Here is a 15447-nt window from a genome sequence, read left to right on the forward strand (position 1 = left end):
TCGTCCCCTTCCGTGTGCATGCTGCACAATGAACGCGTGCCGTCTCTCGCCGCCCTCGTCGATGCTGCCGACGGCGCGCTCGCCCCGGTGACCCCGTTCCCGCCCGCCCGGATCATCAGCGGTGTGCACGTCTCCGAGCTCGCGGCGCCCGGCCGCTACCTCGCGGGCGGGGAGCTGCTGCTGACCACGGGCATCCCCCTCACGGGGCACGACGGCGACGCCGCGTACGTCGCCTCGCTCGCGGCGCACGATGTCGGAGCCCTCGGGCTGGGCCTCGGCGAGGGATGGGACGCCCCGCCGCCCGGATTCGCCGCGCGCTGCGCGGACGCCGGTGTCGCGCTGTTCGTCGTACCCGACGGTGTCCCGTTCCTTGCTGTCTCGCGCGCCCTCATGACCCTCGAGCGTCGTCTCGAGCGCGACGCGGGGCTGCGCGCCGCGTCGGCCCACACCCGACTGGCGGAGGCCGCGACGGGCGACGAGCCCCGCCCCGCCATCGCGCGGGCGATCGCGGAGGCCGTCGGCGGCTGGGCGGCCTGGGTGCCGGCGTCGCGACACGACGGCGCGGCGCTGCTGCATCCGCCGGCGCTCGCCGGGATGCTGCCCGCCGTCATTGCCGACGTCGAGGCCTCGCTACGACGCTCGGGCGCCGCCGCGGCATCCTTCGCGTCGCACGGCTCGGTCGCCGTCGCCTTCCCGGTGATGACGGGCGGACGCATGGGCGGCGCCCTCGTGATCGGCTCGGGGCGACCGCTCTCCCGTGCCGACCGTCAGCTCGCGCTCACGGCGGTGGCGCTGCTTCGGATGGTCACGGCTCCCGCGGGCGCGGCGTCGCCGGTGGAGTGGGTCGCGCGCCTCGCGCTCGACGGCGAGACCGCGGCGGCCCGCTCGCTCGCGCGCGCGGGCGGGGTCGCTCTGCCCCGCATGGTGCGGGTGGCGGTCACGGGCGTCGACGGCGAGCCCCATCCGCTGTCGGCGGTCGAGGACGGGATGCGGCTGGCCCTGCTCGATGTCGACGACGTCTCCGAGGCCGGCGCGGTCAGCGCCCCGGTGCCGCTCGACGAGGCCCCGGCCGCAGCATCCCGGGCGATCGCGCTGTGGCGGTCGGCGGACGGCACGGGCGCGGTGACCGAGCGTCCGCGCCGCGTCGAGCTCTGGCTCGACGCGCTCGACGGGTCGCCCGGACTGCGCGACGCGGTGCGGGCGCACCTCTCGTCGAGCCAACGGATGGAGCAGACGGCCCGGATGCTCGGCGTCCACCGCAACACCGTGCGTCAGCGCATCGCCGCCGCGGAGCGGGTCATGGGTGTGCCGCTGACGGACCCGGACGTGGCTGCCGAGCTGTGGCTCGCGCTGCGCGTCAGCCGCTGACGTCGCCGGTCGGCGCCGCGAGCCAGCGCAGCACCTCGTCGGTGTGCTCGCCGAGCCGAGGTGGCGCGGTGCGCGCGCTCTCGACGGGCGGGGCCCACGTGATGGGAGACCGCACCTGGCGCGAGGTCCGGCCGTCGGCGCCGACGGCGTCGTAGACCGGATCGAGTCCGAGACGATCGGCCAGCGCGATGCCCTCGCCGATCGTCGCGACGACACCCGCGGCGACGCCGACGGCGTTGAGTCGTTCCGCCCATGTCTCCGCGGGCTCGGCGGCGAGGGCGGCCTCGAGAGAGGCGGCGAGCTCGTCGCGGTTGCTCACGCGCAGGGTGTTCGTCGCGAACCGCGCGTCGGCGGCGAGGTCGGGAACCCCGAGCACGGTGGCCATTCGGGCGAACTGGACATCGTTGCCGCACGCGACAGCGAGCGGGCCGTCGCTGCAGCGCAGCACCTCGTAGGGGGCGATGGAGGGATGCCGGTTGCCCAGGCGGCCCGGCTCGGTCGCCGCCCCGAGATGTGCGGACATCTGGTTCACGAGTCCCGCCTGCAGGCTCGACAGCAGGTTGACCTCGACGCGCGACCCGCGCCCCGTGAGCTCGCGACGTCGCAGCGCGGCGAGGATCGCGATGACGGCGTCCTTACCGGTGAGCACGTCGACGAGGGCGACGCCGGCCTTCATCGCCTCGCCGTCGCGGTCGCCGGTGATGTGCATGAGCCCGCCGACGGCCTGCGCGACGAAGTCGTAGCCCGGCAGGTCGGCGCCGCCGGCGCTGCCGAAGCCGCTGACCGACGCGTAGATGAGGCCGGGATGTCGCTGAGCGAGCGTCTCCCAGTCGAAGCCGAGCCGCGCGAACTGCCCGGGACGGAAGTTCTCGATGACGACGTCGCTGCGCGCGATGATCGCCTCGGCCCGCTCGCGGTCGGCCGGGTCGGTCAGGTCGAGCGCGATCGAGGACTTGCCGCGGTTGGCCGCTTCGAAGTACGTCGTCATGCCGGACGCCGCATACGGCGGTCCCCACGCCCGGGTGTCGTCACCTGCTCCGGGGCGTTCGATCTTGATGACCCGTGCACCGAGGTCGGCGAGCATCATCGTGGCGAGCGGACCGGCCAGCACGCGCGAGAAATCGGCGACGACGACGCCGGCGAGCGGAGCGCTCATGCCCGCATCCGTTCGAGGGCGTGGGCGGTCGAGTCGCGGGCGACGACCGCGATGGGGAACTCGACGTCGGTGCCGCGGGGACTGCGTCCCTCGAGGACGTCGAGCAGCAGGGTGGCGCAGGCCACGCCCGACTCGCGCGCCCGGAGATCGATCGAGGTGATGGACGGGCGCAGATAGGGCAGCGAGGGGTGGTCGACGCACGAGACGACCGTGATGTCGTCGCCGATGACGCGCCCCAGGCGCTCGAGCGTCGCGGTCACCTCGATCGCGCTCGAGTCGGGGCCGCAGACGATGACGTCGGTCTCGGGCCGTTCGGCGAGCAGCTGCTCGGTGCGGTTGCGCACCTCGACCCACGGCGCCTCGAACGTCACGGGCGCGATGACGGGGTCGAGACCGCGGTCGTGACACGCACGCCGGTAGCCCGAGACGAGCTGGCGGCCCCAGTCCGACGAGTCCGGTGCGACGATGAGGGCCGGATGGCGGGCGCCGGTGCGGTCGATCTCGTCGAACAGACGCAGCATCCCCGACTCGTGCGACGACCACACGACGCCGACCGGCTCGCCGTCGACGTCGGACGGCAGGTGCTCCTGCGTCACGATCGGGATGCCCGAGGCGAACAGCGCCGGCAGGGCGGGGTCGCCGGCGAGCGGGTCGCCGATGACCAGCCCGTCGGCCCGGAGCGGACGTGACCGTCCGGACGACACCGAGGGGCTGACGATCGTGACGTCGACGTCGTGCGCGGCGGCGTGCGTCACGATGCCGAAGGTGAACGCCATGTAGTACGACGAGCGCGAGACCACCTCGGGCAGCACGATGCCGATCGTCCCGACCGACCCCGTGCGCAGGTGGCGTGCGGCCGCGTTGACGGTGTAGCCGAGCTCCGCCGCGGCGGCCAGGACGGCCTCGCGGGTGGCGGGCGAAACCCGGCCGCTGCCGCTGAGCGCATCGGATGCCGTGGTCTTCGCCACGCCCGCGCGACGGGCGACATCGATGAGGCGTGCTCTGCCGGACCCGTGCATGCGGCGAGTCTAACCACACCGATCGGACCGTAACGCGCTCGCAACAATTCGGGTCTTGCGCCGTAACGGGGCTCTCGCATACTTTTGCCGGAACGTTCCGGCACCGAACCCGACAGTGCCCAAACAAGACAGTGCCCCGAATCGGAGATGCGATGAACTGCTCCTGCACCCCCAGCACGCACACCCAGCGCTCGCGGCGCCTCGGCGACGAGTCGGGCGCGCCCTACGCCACGCTGTCGGAGGCCGAGCTGTTGCGCGCCGCCGAGATCCTTCGGACCCGCGGTGCGCTCGACGACGACCACCGCATCGCCTACATCGGACTTGACGAGCCCGACCGCCGCGAGGTCGCTGCCGGAGCCGACGTGCCGCGCCGCGCCCGGGTGCAGCTGCTCGACGTGGGCACCGGGCTCGCCCGTGACATCTCCGTCGATCTCGCCGCCGGCGAGCTGGCGCTGGACGTGCCGATCGAGCACGACGTCAGCGGCCAGGTGCCGCTGCTGCAGGAGGAGCATGCGCTCATCCGCGACCTGCTGGCCGTCGACGAGGACTGGCTCGCGGCGCTGCGCCTGCGGGGCATCACCGACCCGGCGACCGTCGCGCTCGCCGGACTGTCGGCCGGGCGCTACCCGATCGAGGGAGAGGCGGGCCGCCGGCTCGCCCGAGTGCTCGCGCACCACCAGCCGACCCCGCAGACGATGCCGTGGGCGCACCCGATCGACGGGCTCGTCGCCTACGTCGACCTCGGCTCGCGGAGCGTCGCGCAGGTCGTCGACACCGGAGTCATGCCCATCCCGCAGGAGACGGCCGACTATCACGTGCCCGGAACCTTCGGCCCCGAGCGCACGACGCAGAAGCCGATCGTGATCCAGCAGCCCGAGGGGCCGAGCTTCTCGTTCGACGGCGACGTGCTGAGGTGGGAGAAATGGTCGCTGCGCATCGGCTACGACATGCGCGAGGGGCTCGTCCTGCACGGGATCGGGTTCGAGGATGCCGGTCGCGTCCGGCCCATCGTCCACCGCGCCTCGATCGCCGAGATGCTCGTGCCGTACGGCGATCCGGGCCCCGTGCGTTTCTGGCAGAACTACTTCGACACCGGCGAATACCTGCTGGGCCGGCTCGTCAACAGCCTCGAGCTCGGCTGCGACTGCGTGGGCGACATCACCTACCTCGACGTGCCGATCGCCGACGCGCGCGGCGGCGTGAAGGTGCTGCCCAACGCGATCTGCATCCACGAGGAGGACGCCGGCGTGCTCTGGAAGCACACCGAGCAGTTCACCGGGACGAGCGACGTGCGCCGTCAGCGCCGCCTCGTGGTGTCGTTCTTCGTCACGGTGGGCAACTACGACTACGGCTTCTACTGGTACCTCTACCTCGACGGCAAGATCGAGTTCGAGGCGAAGGCGACCGGCCTGGTGTTCACCGCCGCGTACGACGAGCGCACCGGTCGCTTCGCGAGCGAGCTCGCGCCCGGACTGGCCGCGCCGTACCACCAGCACCTCTTCTGCGCGCGGCTCGACATGGCCGTCGACGAGGGCCCCGCCGTGATCGACGAGATCGACGTGACGACCGTGCCGATCGACGACGGCAACCCGCATGGCACCGCGATCGGCTTCACCGCGACGCGCCTGACCAGCGAGTCCGGCGCCGTGCGCCGCGCCAACGCCTCGGTCGGTCGCACGTGGCGGGTGAGCAGCGCGACCGCGACCAACCGTTTCGATCGTCCGGTCTCGTACGTGCTGACCCCCGAGGGGACGCCCGTGCTCCAGGCCCACCCCGAGTCGGTCATCGCGTCGCGCGCCCGCTTCGCGACCGCCGACCTCTGGGTCACCGAATACGACCCCGAGGAGCGCTACCCCGCAGGCGCCGTCGTCAACCAGAGCGTCGGCGAACAGGGCCTCCCCGCGTTCATCGGCGACGACGCCCCGCTCGAGCCGGCCGATCTCGTGCTCTGGCACACCTTCGGCCTGACCCACTTCCCGCGACTCGAGGACTGGCCCATCATGCCGGTCGACACCTGCGGCTTCGTCCTCACGCCCCACGACTTCTTCGACCGGAACCCGACCCTGGACGTCCCGGCGTCCGCATCCTCCTGCTCGTGCGCCCACGAGGCGCCCGGTCACGGAGGGGACCCGCACCACACGCCCCACTCGCACCACCTCCCCGTTTCGCCGTCGAGCCACGCACACTGACCCGCGGGCCGGCACCTCGAGAGGAACCGCCATGAGAACACGCACCCGAACGGGAGTGGTGATCAGCACGATCGCCCTCCTCACCCTCACCGGATGCAGCGCCGCATCCGCCCCGGATCCGGCCGCGACATCCGACGAAGTCGCGCCCGGCTTCATCGCCGTCGCCGACGCCGACGCCCCCGCGGGCGGCGAGCTCGTCGTCCAGGTCGACTACGACACCGCCGAGGCCAGCGGCCTCGACCCGCAGGGCGCCGCGACCGCACGGTCGTGGATGCTCGAGGGGCTCGTCTACGAGACCCTCACCACGATCGACGAGGACCTCGCCGTCGCCCCCGGTCTCGCGACATCGTGGGAGACTCCGAGCGACACCGAGTACGTCTTCACCCTGGCCGACGACGCCGTGTTCTCGAACGGCCGCCCCATGACGGCGGCGGATGTCGTCGGCAGCCTCCAGCGCCTGATCGACAACCCGGTGACATGGACCGGGCAGCTCGGCCCCGTCGCATCGATCGAGGCGACGGGCGACCTCGAGGTCACCGTCACGCTCTCCGAGCCGTACACCGCCTTCCTCGCGGCGCTCGCGAACACCCCGGCCGCCGTGCTGCCGATCGCCGAGATGGAGGCGGGGGAGGTCGACATCACCCAGGAGATGCTGGGTACCGGACCGCTCGTCGCGACGGCGCACCGCCAGGACGAGCAGTGGACCTTCGCGCCGAACGAGAACCACCCGGACGCCGCCGACCTCGGCTTCTCGACGCTGACGATCGACATCGTCGGCGACGAGGCGACGCGTGCCGCGGCGTTGCGCGACGGATCGGCTGACCTCGCGATCCTGAACTCCACCGACTCGGCCTCGCTGCTCTCCGGGACCGCGGATGCCCGCGTCGCGACCCAGCGCAACACCGACCTCCACTACCTGATGATCAACTCGCTCGGAGGCGACCCCGCGCTCGCCGACGAGGACGTGCGCTTCGCCATCAACTCGGCGATCAACCGCGACGCGATCAACGAGCTCGTGTTCGGCGGGGCCACGTCGGCCACCGGGGTCACCCCGGTGGGACTGCCGGACTCGTGCGATCCGACCTCGCTGCCGTCAGCGGCCCGCGACCTCGCGGCGGCGAAGGCGGCCGTCGACGCCGTCGGCGGGCTCGAGCTGAACCTGCTCGTCTACACCGACGAGCCGGTCCTGGCGCAGATCGCGCAGGTCATCCAGCAGAACCTGGCCGAGATCGGCGTCGACGTGTCGATCGAGCAGCTCGACTACGCGACCTACTCGGGCCGCGTGTACGGAGCCTCGTCCGACTTCGACCTCGCGCTCAGCTGGTTCGCCGGCTATGCCGACCCCGCGATGGTCACGACCTGGTGGAACCCGCAGCTCGCCGGCTTCTCGGCGGTCTTCATGTCGGGGTCGCCCGAGCTCGGCGAGCTGATCGCCGCGGGCGCGTCGACCGAGCCCGGCAGCGACCGGGCGGCGACCTTCGCCGACCTGTGCTCGCTGGCCGATGAGCAGAGCGAGATGGTCCCGCTCGTGCTCCGGCCGTCGACGATCGGGTGGAACACCGCGTCGCTCAGCCCCACGCTGAGCGCCGACGAGGGCTACGGCGACTTCCTCCGACGCATCACCGAATTCCGCGCCGGCTGACATGACCGTCATCCTGTGGTCGATCCGGCGCGTGCTGGCCGCCCTCCTCACGCTCGCCGGAGTCTCGGTGCTCATCTTCGCCTCGGTGCGACTGATGCCCGGCGACTACACCGACCTCGTCCTGGGTCCGCTCGCCACCGAGGCGCAGCGGGCCCAGGCCGTGGGCGAGTCCGGTCTCGACGCGCCCGTCGTCGAGCAGTACTTCCGCTGGGTCGGGGGCGTGCTCACCGGCGACCTCGGCTACTCCTTCGTCTCGAACGTGTCGGTGACGGAGGAGTTCGCCGCCCGGCTGCCCGTGACCGCGACGATCGCGGCCATCACCGTCGTCATCACGCTGCTCGTCGGCATCCCGCTCGGCTTCGTCGCGGCCCTCCGGGCGGACGGATCGGCGGGGGCGGCCGGCAAGCTGCTGAGCGCCCTCGGCATCAGCATCCCCGAGTTCCTGCTCGCCGGTCTGCTCGTATTCGCCGTCTCGACGCTCGGGCTCGGCGTCTCGGTCGGCCAGTACGCCGCCTTCGCAGACGATCCCGCCCGCTTCTTCGGCTCGCTCGTACTGCCCGTCGCGGTCCTGGCGGTCGGATGCGTCGCCGTGGTCGCCCGCAACACACGCGACGCCGTCCTCAACGTCCTCGTCGAGCCGCACATCCAGGCGGCCGTCGCCCGGGGGGAGACGCCCATGTCCATCATCCGTCACCACGTCGTGCGCAACGCCGCGGCACCCATCCTGACGATCGTCGGAGCTCTCGTCGCCGTGCTGCTCGGTGGCACCGTGATCGTCGAGTTCGTGTTCAACGTGCCGGGCATGGGCTCGTACCTGCAGACCGCGCTCGGGCGCCGCGACTACGCCATCATCCAGGCCGCGGTGCTGCTCGCCGCGACCGTGTTCATCCTTGCGGCCCTCGTCGTCGACCTCGTCTCGAACGCGCTCGACCCGCGGCTGCGCCTCACCGGGGGGAGCCGGCGATGACCGTCACCCCGACCACCACCCAGCGCCTCTCCGGGGCCCGGCGCCGCACCCGCATCGCCTGGCGCGAGGTCGACGTGCTCACCCGCACCGCCATGATCGTCCTCGCGGCGATCGTCGTCGTCACGATCGTCGCGACCCTCACGGGCATCGCCGGATCGACCAGCGCCACCATCGGCGGACGGTTCCAGCCGCCCGCGCTCGACGCGCCCCTCGGCACCGACAACCTGGGGCGGTCGTTCCTGCCCCGGCTGTTCGAAGGGATCGGCACGACGCTCGTCGTCTCGATCGTCGCGGTCCTCTGCTCGGCCGCGGTCAGCGTGCTCCTCGGCATGGCCGCAGGCTACTTCGGCGGGGCCGCGAACGAGATCGTCATGCGTGTCGTCGACATCCTCTACGCGTTCCCTGCCCTCGTGCTCGCGATCCTCGTCTCGGCGCTGATCGGGCCCGGCCGGCCCGCGGCCATCATCAGCATCGTGGCGATCACCATCCCGCTGATGACCCGCGTCGTGCGCCTGGCGACGCGCTCGGTCGCCGAACGCGACTTCATCGTCTCGGCGCGCATCAGCGGCGTCCGCACCCCGGTCATCTTCGCGCGGCGACTGCTCCCGAACATTGCCGGCACCGTGATCGTGCAGGCGAGCTACGCCCTGTCCGTCGCCATCCTCGTCGAGGGAGGGCTGAGCTTCCTCGGCTTCGGCGTGCAGGTGCCCGAGGCGTCGCTCGGCCTGCTCATCCAGCAGGGCACGCTCTACATGACCCTCGCCCCGCACCTGCTCATCGTCCCGGGTGCGGTGCTGGTCGTGTCGATCCTCTGCATCAACATCGTGGGCGACAGCCTGCGAGACCGACTCGAACCCCGAGAGACGAGGTCGCTGACATGAGCGCCGTCACCATCCGCGACCTCGCCCTCGACTTCGTCGGCGCGACCACCGTGCGCGCCCTCGACGGCGTCGACCTCGAGATCGGCGTCGGCTCGTCGCTCGCGCTCGTCGGCGAGTCGGGGTCGGGCAAGTCCACCCTGGCGTCCGTCCTCGGGCGGATGCAGCCGAAGTCGGCCACCGTGGTGCGCGGTGACATCCGCGTCGCCGGCATCGACGTGCTGGCGCTCGGTACCAGCGCGCTGCGCCGGTACCGACGCGACCAGCTCGCCTACATCGCACAGGACCCGATCGGATCGCTCGACCCCACGATGCGCATCGGACGTCAGCTGCAGCTCGTGCTGCGCTCGACGGGCCAGAACGCGTCGACCCCGCGCCGGCGCGAGCTACTCGAGGCCATGCAGATCGAGAACCCCGACCGCGTGCTGAAGCTGTACCCCCACCAGGTCTCGGGCGGGATGGCGCAGCGCGTCGCGATCGCGCTCGCGATGTGCCGGCGGCCCCGTCTGCTCATCGCCGACGAGCCGACCGCGGCCCTCGATTCGCAGGTGCGCGAGGAGGTCGTGCGGCTCATGTTCGAGCAGGCGCGCTCGCTGGGAACGACGATCCTGTGGCTCAGCCACGATCTGCCCGCCGTCGCACGATGGTGCGACGAGGTCGCCGTCATGTATGCCGGCCGGGTGGTCGAGCGCGGGCGCGCCGCCGACGTGCTCGGCGCACCCGTGCACCCGTACTCGCGAGCGCTGGCCGCGACCGACCCGTCACGCGTGCGGCGAGGCGATCGGCTCGCCAGCATCCCCGGCTCTCCGCCGGTGCTGCACGGCGAGTCGGCCGGATGCGCCTTCAGCGCGCGGTGTCCCGTCAGCGTCGCGGCGTGCGCGACGACCCGGCCGCAGCCGACCACCGTGCGCGCGAGTCTGTGCATCCGCACCGACGAGCTGTTGCGTCATGACAGCGATCGACGAGGCAGGGACCAGGGGGTGACGGCATGACCGACGACCGGCGACCCGTCGTCGAACTCGACGACGTGTCGGTGCGCTTCACGTCGGGCTTCGGCCCCGCTCGGCGTTCCGTGCAGGCGATGACGGGCATCTCGTTCGACGTCGCGCCCGGCGAGACGCTCGGACTCGTGGGCGAATCCGGATCGGGGAAATCGACGACCGGCGCCGTCGTGCTCGGGCTGCAACGACCCGACAGCGGCGTCGTCCGGTTCGAGGGCGCCCCGCTCGCCCGGAGTCTGCGGTCGCGAGCCGGCCGCATTCAGGCCGTGCTGCAGCACCCGCGGTGGGCGATCGACCCGCGATCGAGCGTGCTCGACGCCGTGCTCGAGCCGCTGCTCGTGCACGAGCGCCGCAGCGCCGCCGCGGAGGCGCGGGCGCGGGCGATGCTCGATTCCGTCGGTCTTCCGGTGTCGTTCGAGCAGCGACGCCCGCACCAGCTCTCCGGTGGGCAGCTGCAGCGGGTGAGCGTCGCCCGGGCGCTCGTGACCCACCCGGCGTTCGTCGTTTTCGACGAGGCCGTCAGCGCGCTCGACGTCTCGGTGCAGGCGCAGATCCTCAACCTCATCCAGGACCTGCAGCGCGAGCACGCCTTCGCGGCGCTGTTCATCTCGCACGACCTCGCCGCCGTGCGGTACATCTCCCATCGGGTCGCCGTCATGCGCCGGGGCGAGATCGTGGAGCTCGCCCCGACCGACGTCTTCTACGAATCGCCCGCCCACCCCTACTCGCGTCAACTGTTCCAGGAGCTCTCATCGTGACCCCTTCACCCCGTCTCGCCCCCGTCCGCACGCAGGGGCCCCGGCTCTCCAACGGCGACTTCGCCCTGCTCCCCGCGCACGGCACCGATCGCGGGCAGATCGCCTACGACTTCCCGGGCGTGCGCGTCGGCACCGCGGAGTACGCGGAGGGACCCACCGGTGCCACCGTGCTGTCGATCCCCCGGGGGGCGCGCACCTATGCCGACCGGCGCGGCGGGGCGGTGGGGGCGAGCGGCCTCTACAGCTTCAACCACGCGATCTGCCTCGCCGGCGGATCCGTGTACGGCCTGTCGGCCGTCGCCGGCGTCTCGGAGGCGCTGTTCGACACGGTCGAGCACCGGGCGGGCTTCGACGAGCTGCAGCTCGTCTCGGGCGCGATCATCTACGACTACTCGGTCCGCGACAACGGGGTGTTCCCGGATGCGGCCCTCGGGCGGGCGGCGTACGACGCGGCGCGTGACGGCGTCGTCGAGGTGGGCCGCGTCGGCGGGGGCGCGTCCGCCTCGGCGGGCAAGGTCGACCCCGCCCGCGTGGAGTTCACCGGGCAGGGTGCCGCGTTCCGGCAGGTCGGCGACGTGAAGGTGCTCGTGGTGACGGTGCTGAACCCGTACGGCGTCATCCTCGATCGGTCGGGGCGCATCATCCGCGGCAACTACGACGAGATCAGCGGCGCACGGCGGCATCCGGCCGAGGATTACGAGGCCGCGATCGCCGACGCGCGGCTCACGACCCCGGTGTCGGGCAACACGACCATCACCGCGGTCGTGACGAACGTCCGCCTCAGCGACACCGACCTGCAGCAGTTCGCCCTGCAGGTGCACAGCTCGATGCATCGCGGCATCCAGCCGTTCCACACCTCGATGGACGGCGACACCCTGTTCGCGCTGACGACCGACGAGATTGAGCTGCCCGTCGACCCGGCCACGGCGCACGGACGCCTGTCGCTCAACCCCACCGCCGTCGCGACCCTCGCGGGTGAGGCCGCGTGGGACGCCATCCTCTGCGCGGCGGGCTGAGCCGTGCACGAGTTCCCTGCGTACCGCGCCCCGTCGCAGCGCGAGGTCACCGACCTCGTGCGTGCGAACCCCTTCGCGCTCATCGTCTCGGGCGGATCGGCCGAAGAGGCGCCGGTCGCGACCCACACGCCCGTCATCATCGAGCACCTCGCCGCCGACGACGGCCTCGTCGGCGGCGAGATGCTCGGACACATCGCGCGAAAGAACCCGCAGTGGCGCTCGTTGCGCGACGGGCAGCCGGTGCTGCTCGTGTTCTCGGGTCCGCACGGCTACGTCTCGCCGACGGCGTATGCCGACGATCCGAACGTCCCGACCTGGGACTACGCCGCGGTGCATCTGACGGCGCGCGTGACAGTGCTGGACGACCCGACCGAGAGCATGCACGTCGTCACCCGGACGGTGCACGAGCTCGAGGCACTCGAGTCCACCGCGTGGGATCCGACCGGATCGCTGCCGACCTTCGAGCGCATCGTCGGGGGCGTCGTCTCGTTCCGCTTCGCCGTGACCGACCAGCGCGCCGTGTTCAAGCTGAGCCAGGACAAGCCGGCGGATGTGCGCGAGCGGGTCGTCGCCGCCGCGCGCGCCCGCGGGTGCCCGCACGGCGACGTGGGCGGCCTCATCGAGCGGATCGGAGCCGGGTCATGATCGTTCACGAGTGGTCGGCCGAGTCCACGGACCCCGAGGCCGAGGGGCGCCGCCTGGGGGAGGCTTGGGCGCCGCAGCTGCGCGCGGCGCACGCGTCGTACCTCGAGCTGTTCGCCCAGTCCGGTGTGCCGGCGGCGGATGCCGTCGACGTCGCGCGCGCCTGCGGGACGGCCGTCGCCGAGCACGCGCCGGAGGTGGCCGCGGAGTTCCGGGGCGTCGCGGCCGGCAGCGGCCTCGCCCTCACCGATGTCCTGATGCTCACGGCCCGCACCGAGATCCTCGCCCGGATGACCCCCTCGATCCCGTCCATGGAGTGCTCGACCATCGTCCACGTGCCCGAAGCCGGTGCGCCTCGCACGCTGCAGACCTGGGACTGGCACCAGACGCTCTCGAACGAGACTCTCGTGCGCCGGTGGCAGAGCGCCTCCGGGGCGCGCGTCGCAGCCTTCGCGGAGTTCGGGCAGCCCGCCAAGATCGGCGTCAACGACCGTGGGGTCGGCGTGCACTTCAACATCCTCCACCACCGTTCCGACGGTTCGCAGGCCGGGGTGCCGGTGCACGTCCTCGCCCGGATGATCCTTGATCGAGCCGAAAGTGTCGACGATGCCGCCTCCATCGCGCGGTCGGTGCCGCTGGCGGCATCCAGCGTCATCACGGTCGTCGACCGGGACTCGGCGGCGGCGATCGAGGTCGCCCCCGCGGGCGTGGCCGTGCTGCCCGTGTCGCGCGGCGAGACGTTCGCGCACACGAACCACTTCCTCGACCCCGGCCTCGCCGCGCGGGAGTACTCGCCGTACGAGACGACGAGCGTGCCGCGCTACACCTGCCTCGTCGACAACGCCGAGCTCGCCGGCATCCCGGATGCCCGGGAGCGCGCCCTCGCGTTCGGCGCGGTGGCGGGCGACGGCATCTCGGTGCGGCCGCGCCCCGAGCAGCCCGACCACCTGCGCTGGGAGACCAAGCTCACCGTCGCGCTCGACGTCGCGTCCGGCGCGCTCGAGTTCGCGGCCGGGGCGCCCGCTGACATCGCATCCCTGTCGTGGCGTCGCTTCACGGCGGTGTGACACGGTGTCGGCTGCGCTGCACCTGAGCGCGCTCGCGGCCGCGGTCGTCGGCACGGCGGTGCTGCTCGTCCGTCCCCGCGGGACGCAGGCGGCGGCCGTCGCGGCGTCGGTCGTCATGGCCGCAGCGATGGCCGACCTGACCCTCTGGCGTGCCGTGCCCGCGGTGTGGTGGGTCGCCGCGCAGCTGGCCCTCGCCGTCGTGCTGGCGGTCGTCGCGCGGTGCGCCGGCGCGCGACCGGCCGTCGACGGGCGCGCGGCTCGCGGCGCGGTCTGCCCCCTCGCCGTGCACGCCGCCCTCGGGCTCGTCGTCATGGCCGCCTGCGCCGCGATGATGGTCGGAGCGGGAGCGGGAGCGGGAGCGGGAGCGGGAGCGGGAGCGGGCGCGGGCGCGGGCCTCGGGGGTGTCGGGGGTGTCGGCGGTGTCGGGGGTCACGCCCACACGTCGCCGGCGGGGCTGCTGGTCATCCTGGGCGGGCTCGTCCTGGGGTACGCCGTCGTGACGGCCCGCCACGTGCGACTGCTGCCGCATCCCCGCCATCGGGTGCACGCCGGCCTCATGCTGGCCTCCGCAGCCGCGATGCTCCTCGCGACTGCAGCCGGTGTGTGACCCGACGGGTCTGCTCTGCGGGGGCCTGGGGCGGCGCGGGGCGGGTCGCGGATGCAAGGGTTCGTGTCCGACACCCCGGGCGGGGACGCCCCACCCCGGTGTGTCGGCATGGATGTCTTGCATCCCGGCTCCACGGCCCGCCGCCGCGCCTCGGGCTCGGAGCCGTGCGCCGATGCAAGGGTTCGCCCCCGACACCCCGGGCGGGGATGCCGCACCCCGGTGTGTCGGCATGGATGTCTTGCATCCCGGCTTCACGGCCTGCCGCCGCGCCTCGGGCTCAGGGCCGTGCGCCGATACAAGGGTTCGCCCCCGACACACCGGCGGGGGATGCTGCACCCCGGGGTGTCGGGCACGAACCCTTGCATCCCGGCCCACCAGCCCCACCACGGCCCCCACCCCGGCCCACCCACCCCGGCCCACCCACCCCGGCCCCCGCCCCCGCCCCGACCCCTACGGGTAGGTCGTGCGGGCGATGCCGCGGAGGGTGCCGCGGTACGTCTCGGTGAGGTCGCGGATGATGTGCGAGGGCGCGCGACGCGCGACGGTGTGCAGATCGAGCAGCTCTCGCGAGTTGAACAGCGCGTTGCAGGTGGCGAGGGCGTAGTCGTAGAGCGTCTCGTCCGCATCCTCGATGCGCATGAGCTCCCGGATGGCGGGACCCCAGGCCGCGTCGATGATCCTCGCGTGGCGCTCGCCGCGGGCGAGGCGGGTGAGGAATCCTTCGCGCGACCGGACGAGCACCATGGCCGGACCGTGGCTCACGACGAGCTCGAACCATTTGCCGAGCACCGCCTCGAAGAGGTCGGCGCCGTCGAGGTCGAGCGTCGCGGCGTAGTGCACGAGCTGGTCGAGCACGTTCAGCAGGTACTCGCGATGGAGTTCGTCGAGCGACGGGTAGTAGCGGTAGGCCGTCGCCACCGACAGCCCCGCCCGAGCCGCGATGGCGGGCATGGTCGCCGAGTCGGGGTCGTCGCGGAGCAGCTCGCCGGTCGCCGCGAGGAGGGCCGCCTTGTTGCGGGCGACGTCCTGGCGCGGTCCCCGACGCCGCGCCGGCGCCGGGCTGCCGGATGCGGCGGCGGCCGGGGCGGTGCTCATGATCGGAAGATTAGCGCGCGATGCCGGTCGGCGCCGACCACC

14 protein-coding genes are annotated in these 15447 nt (G+C 72.7%); 11 read left to right on the top strand and 3 right to left on the bottom strand.

Annotated elements, in window-relative coordinates:
• Nucleotides 1-36: 36 nt before the first annotated feature.
• Entirely contained in the window at nucleotides 37-1368 is a 1332-nt protein-coding gene (locus BLT21_RS10920) for a PucR family transcriptional regulator (protein ID WP_176786881.1), read from the top strand.
• Here BLT21_RS10920 and BLT21_RS10925 read toward each other — a convergent pair.
• Nucleotides 1358-2524 (bottom strand): CaiB/BaiF CoA transferase family protein, encoded by a 1167-nt coding sequence (locus BLT21_RS10925; protein ID WP_091501879.1) that lies wholly within the window; start codon nucleotides 2522-2524, stop codon nucleotides 1358-1360. The genes BLT21_RS10920 and BLT21_RS10925 overlap by 11 nt on opposite strands.
• Nucleotides 2521-3543 carry a LacI family DNA-binding transcriptional regulator gene (locus tag BLT21_RS10930; RefSeq protein WP_091501881.1) on the bottom strand — a complete coding sequence of 341 codons (1023 nt, stop codon included), beginning with the start codon at nucleotides 3541-3543 and terminating at the stop codon, nucleotides 2521-2523. The genes BLT21_RS10925 and BLT21_RS10930 overlap by 4 nt, the downstream gene beginning before the upstream one ends.
• A gap of 152 nt (nucleotides 3544-3695) precedes the next feature.
• Between BLT21_RS10930 and BLT21_RS10935 the strand changes: the two genes are divergently transcribed.
• From BLT21_RS10935 to BLT21_RS10980, 10 genes are read left to right on the top strand one after another with little or no spacing between them, the layout of a single operon-like run.
• Complete coding sequence (locus tag BLT21_RS10935) at nucleotides 3696-5732, top strand: primary-amine oxidase (protein WP_091501883.1); 2037 nt, start codon at nucleotides 3696-3698, stop codon at nucleotides 5730-5732.
• Nucleotides 5733-5763: 31 nt separating this feature from the next.
• Nucleotides 5764-7374, top strand: coding sequence for an ABC transporter substrate-binding protein (locus tag BLT21_RS10940; RefSeq protein WP_091501885.1), 1611 nt, complete (start codon nucleotides 5764-5766; stop codon nucleotides 7372-7374).
• 1 nt (nucleotide 7375) lies between these two features.
• Nucleotides 7376-8341 (top strand): ABC transporter permease, encoded by a 966-nt coding sequence (locus BLT21_RS10945; protein ID WP_091501887.1) that lies wholly within the window; start codon nucleotides 7376-7378, stop codon nucleotides 8339-8341.
• A complete protein-coding gene (locus BLT21_RS10950) occupies nucleotides 8338-9222 on the top strand; it encodes an ABC transporter permease (protein WP_091501889.1) in 885 nt (294 codons plus the stop codon). The genes BLT21_RS10945 and BLT21_RS10950 overlap by 4 nt, the downstream gene beginning before the upstream one ends.
• Complete coding sequence (locus BLT21_RS10955) at nucleotides 9219-10211, top strand: ABC transporter ATP-binding protein (RefSeq protein WP_091501890.1); 993 nt, start codon at nucleotides 9219-9221, stop codon at nucleotides 10209-10211. Before BLT21_RS10950 ends, BLT21_RS10955 begins: the two co-directional genes overlap by 4 nt.
• Nucleotides 10208-10978, top strand: coding sequence for an ATP-binding cassette domain-containing protein (locus BLT21_RS10960; RefSeq protein WP_091501892.1), 771 nt, complete (start codon nucleotides 10208-10210; stop codon nucleotides 10976-10978). Before BLT21_RS10955 ends, BLT21_RS10960 begins: the two co-directional genes overlap by 4 nt.
• Entirely contained in the window at nucleotides 10975-11994 is a 1020-nt protein-coding gene (locus tag BLT21_RS10965) for a P1 family peptidase (RefSeq protein ID WP_256336035.1), read from the top strand. The genes BLT21_RS10960 and BLT21_RS10965 overlap by 4 nt, the downstream gene beginning before the upstream one ends.
• Before the next feature lie 3 nt (nucleotides 11995-11997).
• On the top strand, nucleotides 11998-12639 hold the full coding sequence (locus BLT21_RS10970) for an FMN-binding negative transcriptional regulator (protein WP_091501894.1): 642 nt from the start codon (nucleotides 11998-12000) through the stop codon (nucleotides 12637-12639).
• Complete coding sequence (locus BLT21_RS10975; protein WP_091501896.1) at nucleotides 12636-13703, top strand: C45 family autoproteolytic acyltransferase/hydrolase; 1068 nt, start codon at nucleotides 12636-12638, stop codon at nucleotides 13701-13703. Before BLT21_RS10970 ends, BLT21_RS10975 begins: the two co-directional genes overlap by 4 nt.
• Before the next feature lie 4 nt (nucleotides 13704-13707).
• A complete protein-coding gene (locus tag BLT21_RS10980) occupies nucleotides 13708-14310 on the top strand; it encodes a hypothetical protein (protein WP_091501898.1) in 603 nt (200 codons plus the stop codon).
• Nucleotides 14311-14760: 450 nt separating this feature from the next.
• On the opposite strand, the gene BLT21_RS10985 is transcribed toward BLT21_RS10980, so the two are convergent.
• A complete protein-coding gene (locus BLT21_RS10985; RefSeq protein WP_091501900.1) occupies nucleotides 14761-15405 on the bottom strand; it encodes a TetR/AcrR family transcriptional regulator in 645 nt (214 codons plus the stop codon).
• Nucleotides 15406-15447 lie beyond the last annotated feature (42 nt).

Source organism: Microbacterium sp. cf332, assembly GCF_900102175.1.
In the GTDB taxonomy this organism is placed as follows: Bacteria; Actinomycetota; Actinomycetes; order Actinomycetales; family Microbacteriaceae; genus Microbacterium.

Coding starts and splice junctions, on each gene's coding strand:
- BLT21_RS10925 (WP_091501879.1), bottom strand. CDS start 2,524: ATGAGCGCTCCGCTCGCCGGCGTCGTCGTCGCCGATTTCTCGCGCGTG.
- BLT21_RS10930 (WP_091501881.1), bottom strand. CDS start 3,543: ATGCACGGGTCCGGCAGAGCACGCCTCATCGATGTCGCCCGTCGCGCG.
- BLT21_RS10935 (WP_091501883.1), top strand. CDS start 3,696: ATGAACTGCTCCTGCACCCCCAGCACGCACACCCAGCGCTCGCGGCGC.
- BLT21_RS10940 (WP_091501885.1), top strand. CDS start 5,764: ATGAGAACACGCACCCGAACGGGAGTGGTGATCAGCACGATCGCCCTC.
- BLT21_RS10945 (WP_091501887.1), top strand. CDS start 7,376: ATGACCGTCATCCTGTGGTCGATCCGGCGCGTGCTGGCCGCCCTCCTC.
- BLT21_RS10950 (WP_091501889.1), top strand. CDS start 8,338: ATGACCGTCACCCCGACCACCACCCAGCGCCTCTCCGGGGCCCGGCGC.
- BLT21_RS10955 (WP_091501890.1), top strand. CDS start 9,219: ATGAGCGCCGTCACCATCCGCGACCTCGCCCTCGACTTCGTCGGCGCG.
- BLT21_RS10960 (WP_091501892.1), top strand. CDS start 10,208: ATGACCGACGACCGGCGACCCGTCGTCGAACTCGACGACGTGTCGGTG.
- BLT21_RS10975 (WP_091501896.1), top strand. CDS start 12,636: ATGATCGTTCACGAGTGGTCGGCCGAGTCCACGGACCCCGAGGCCGAG.
- BLT21_RS10985 (WP_091501900.1), bottom strand. CDS start 15,405: ATGAGCACCGCCCCGGCCGCCGCCGCATCCGGCAGCCCGGCGCCGGCG.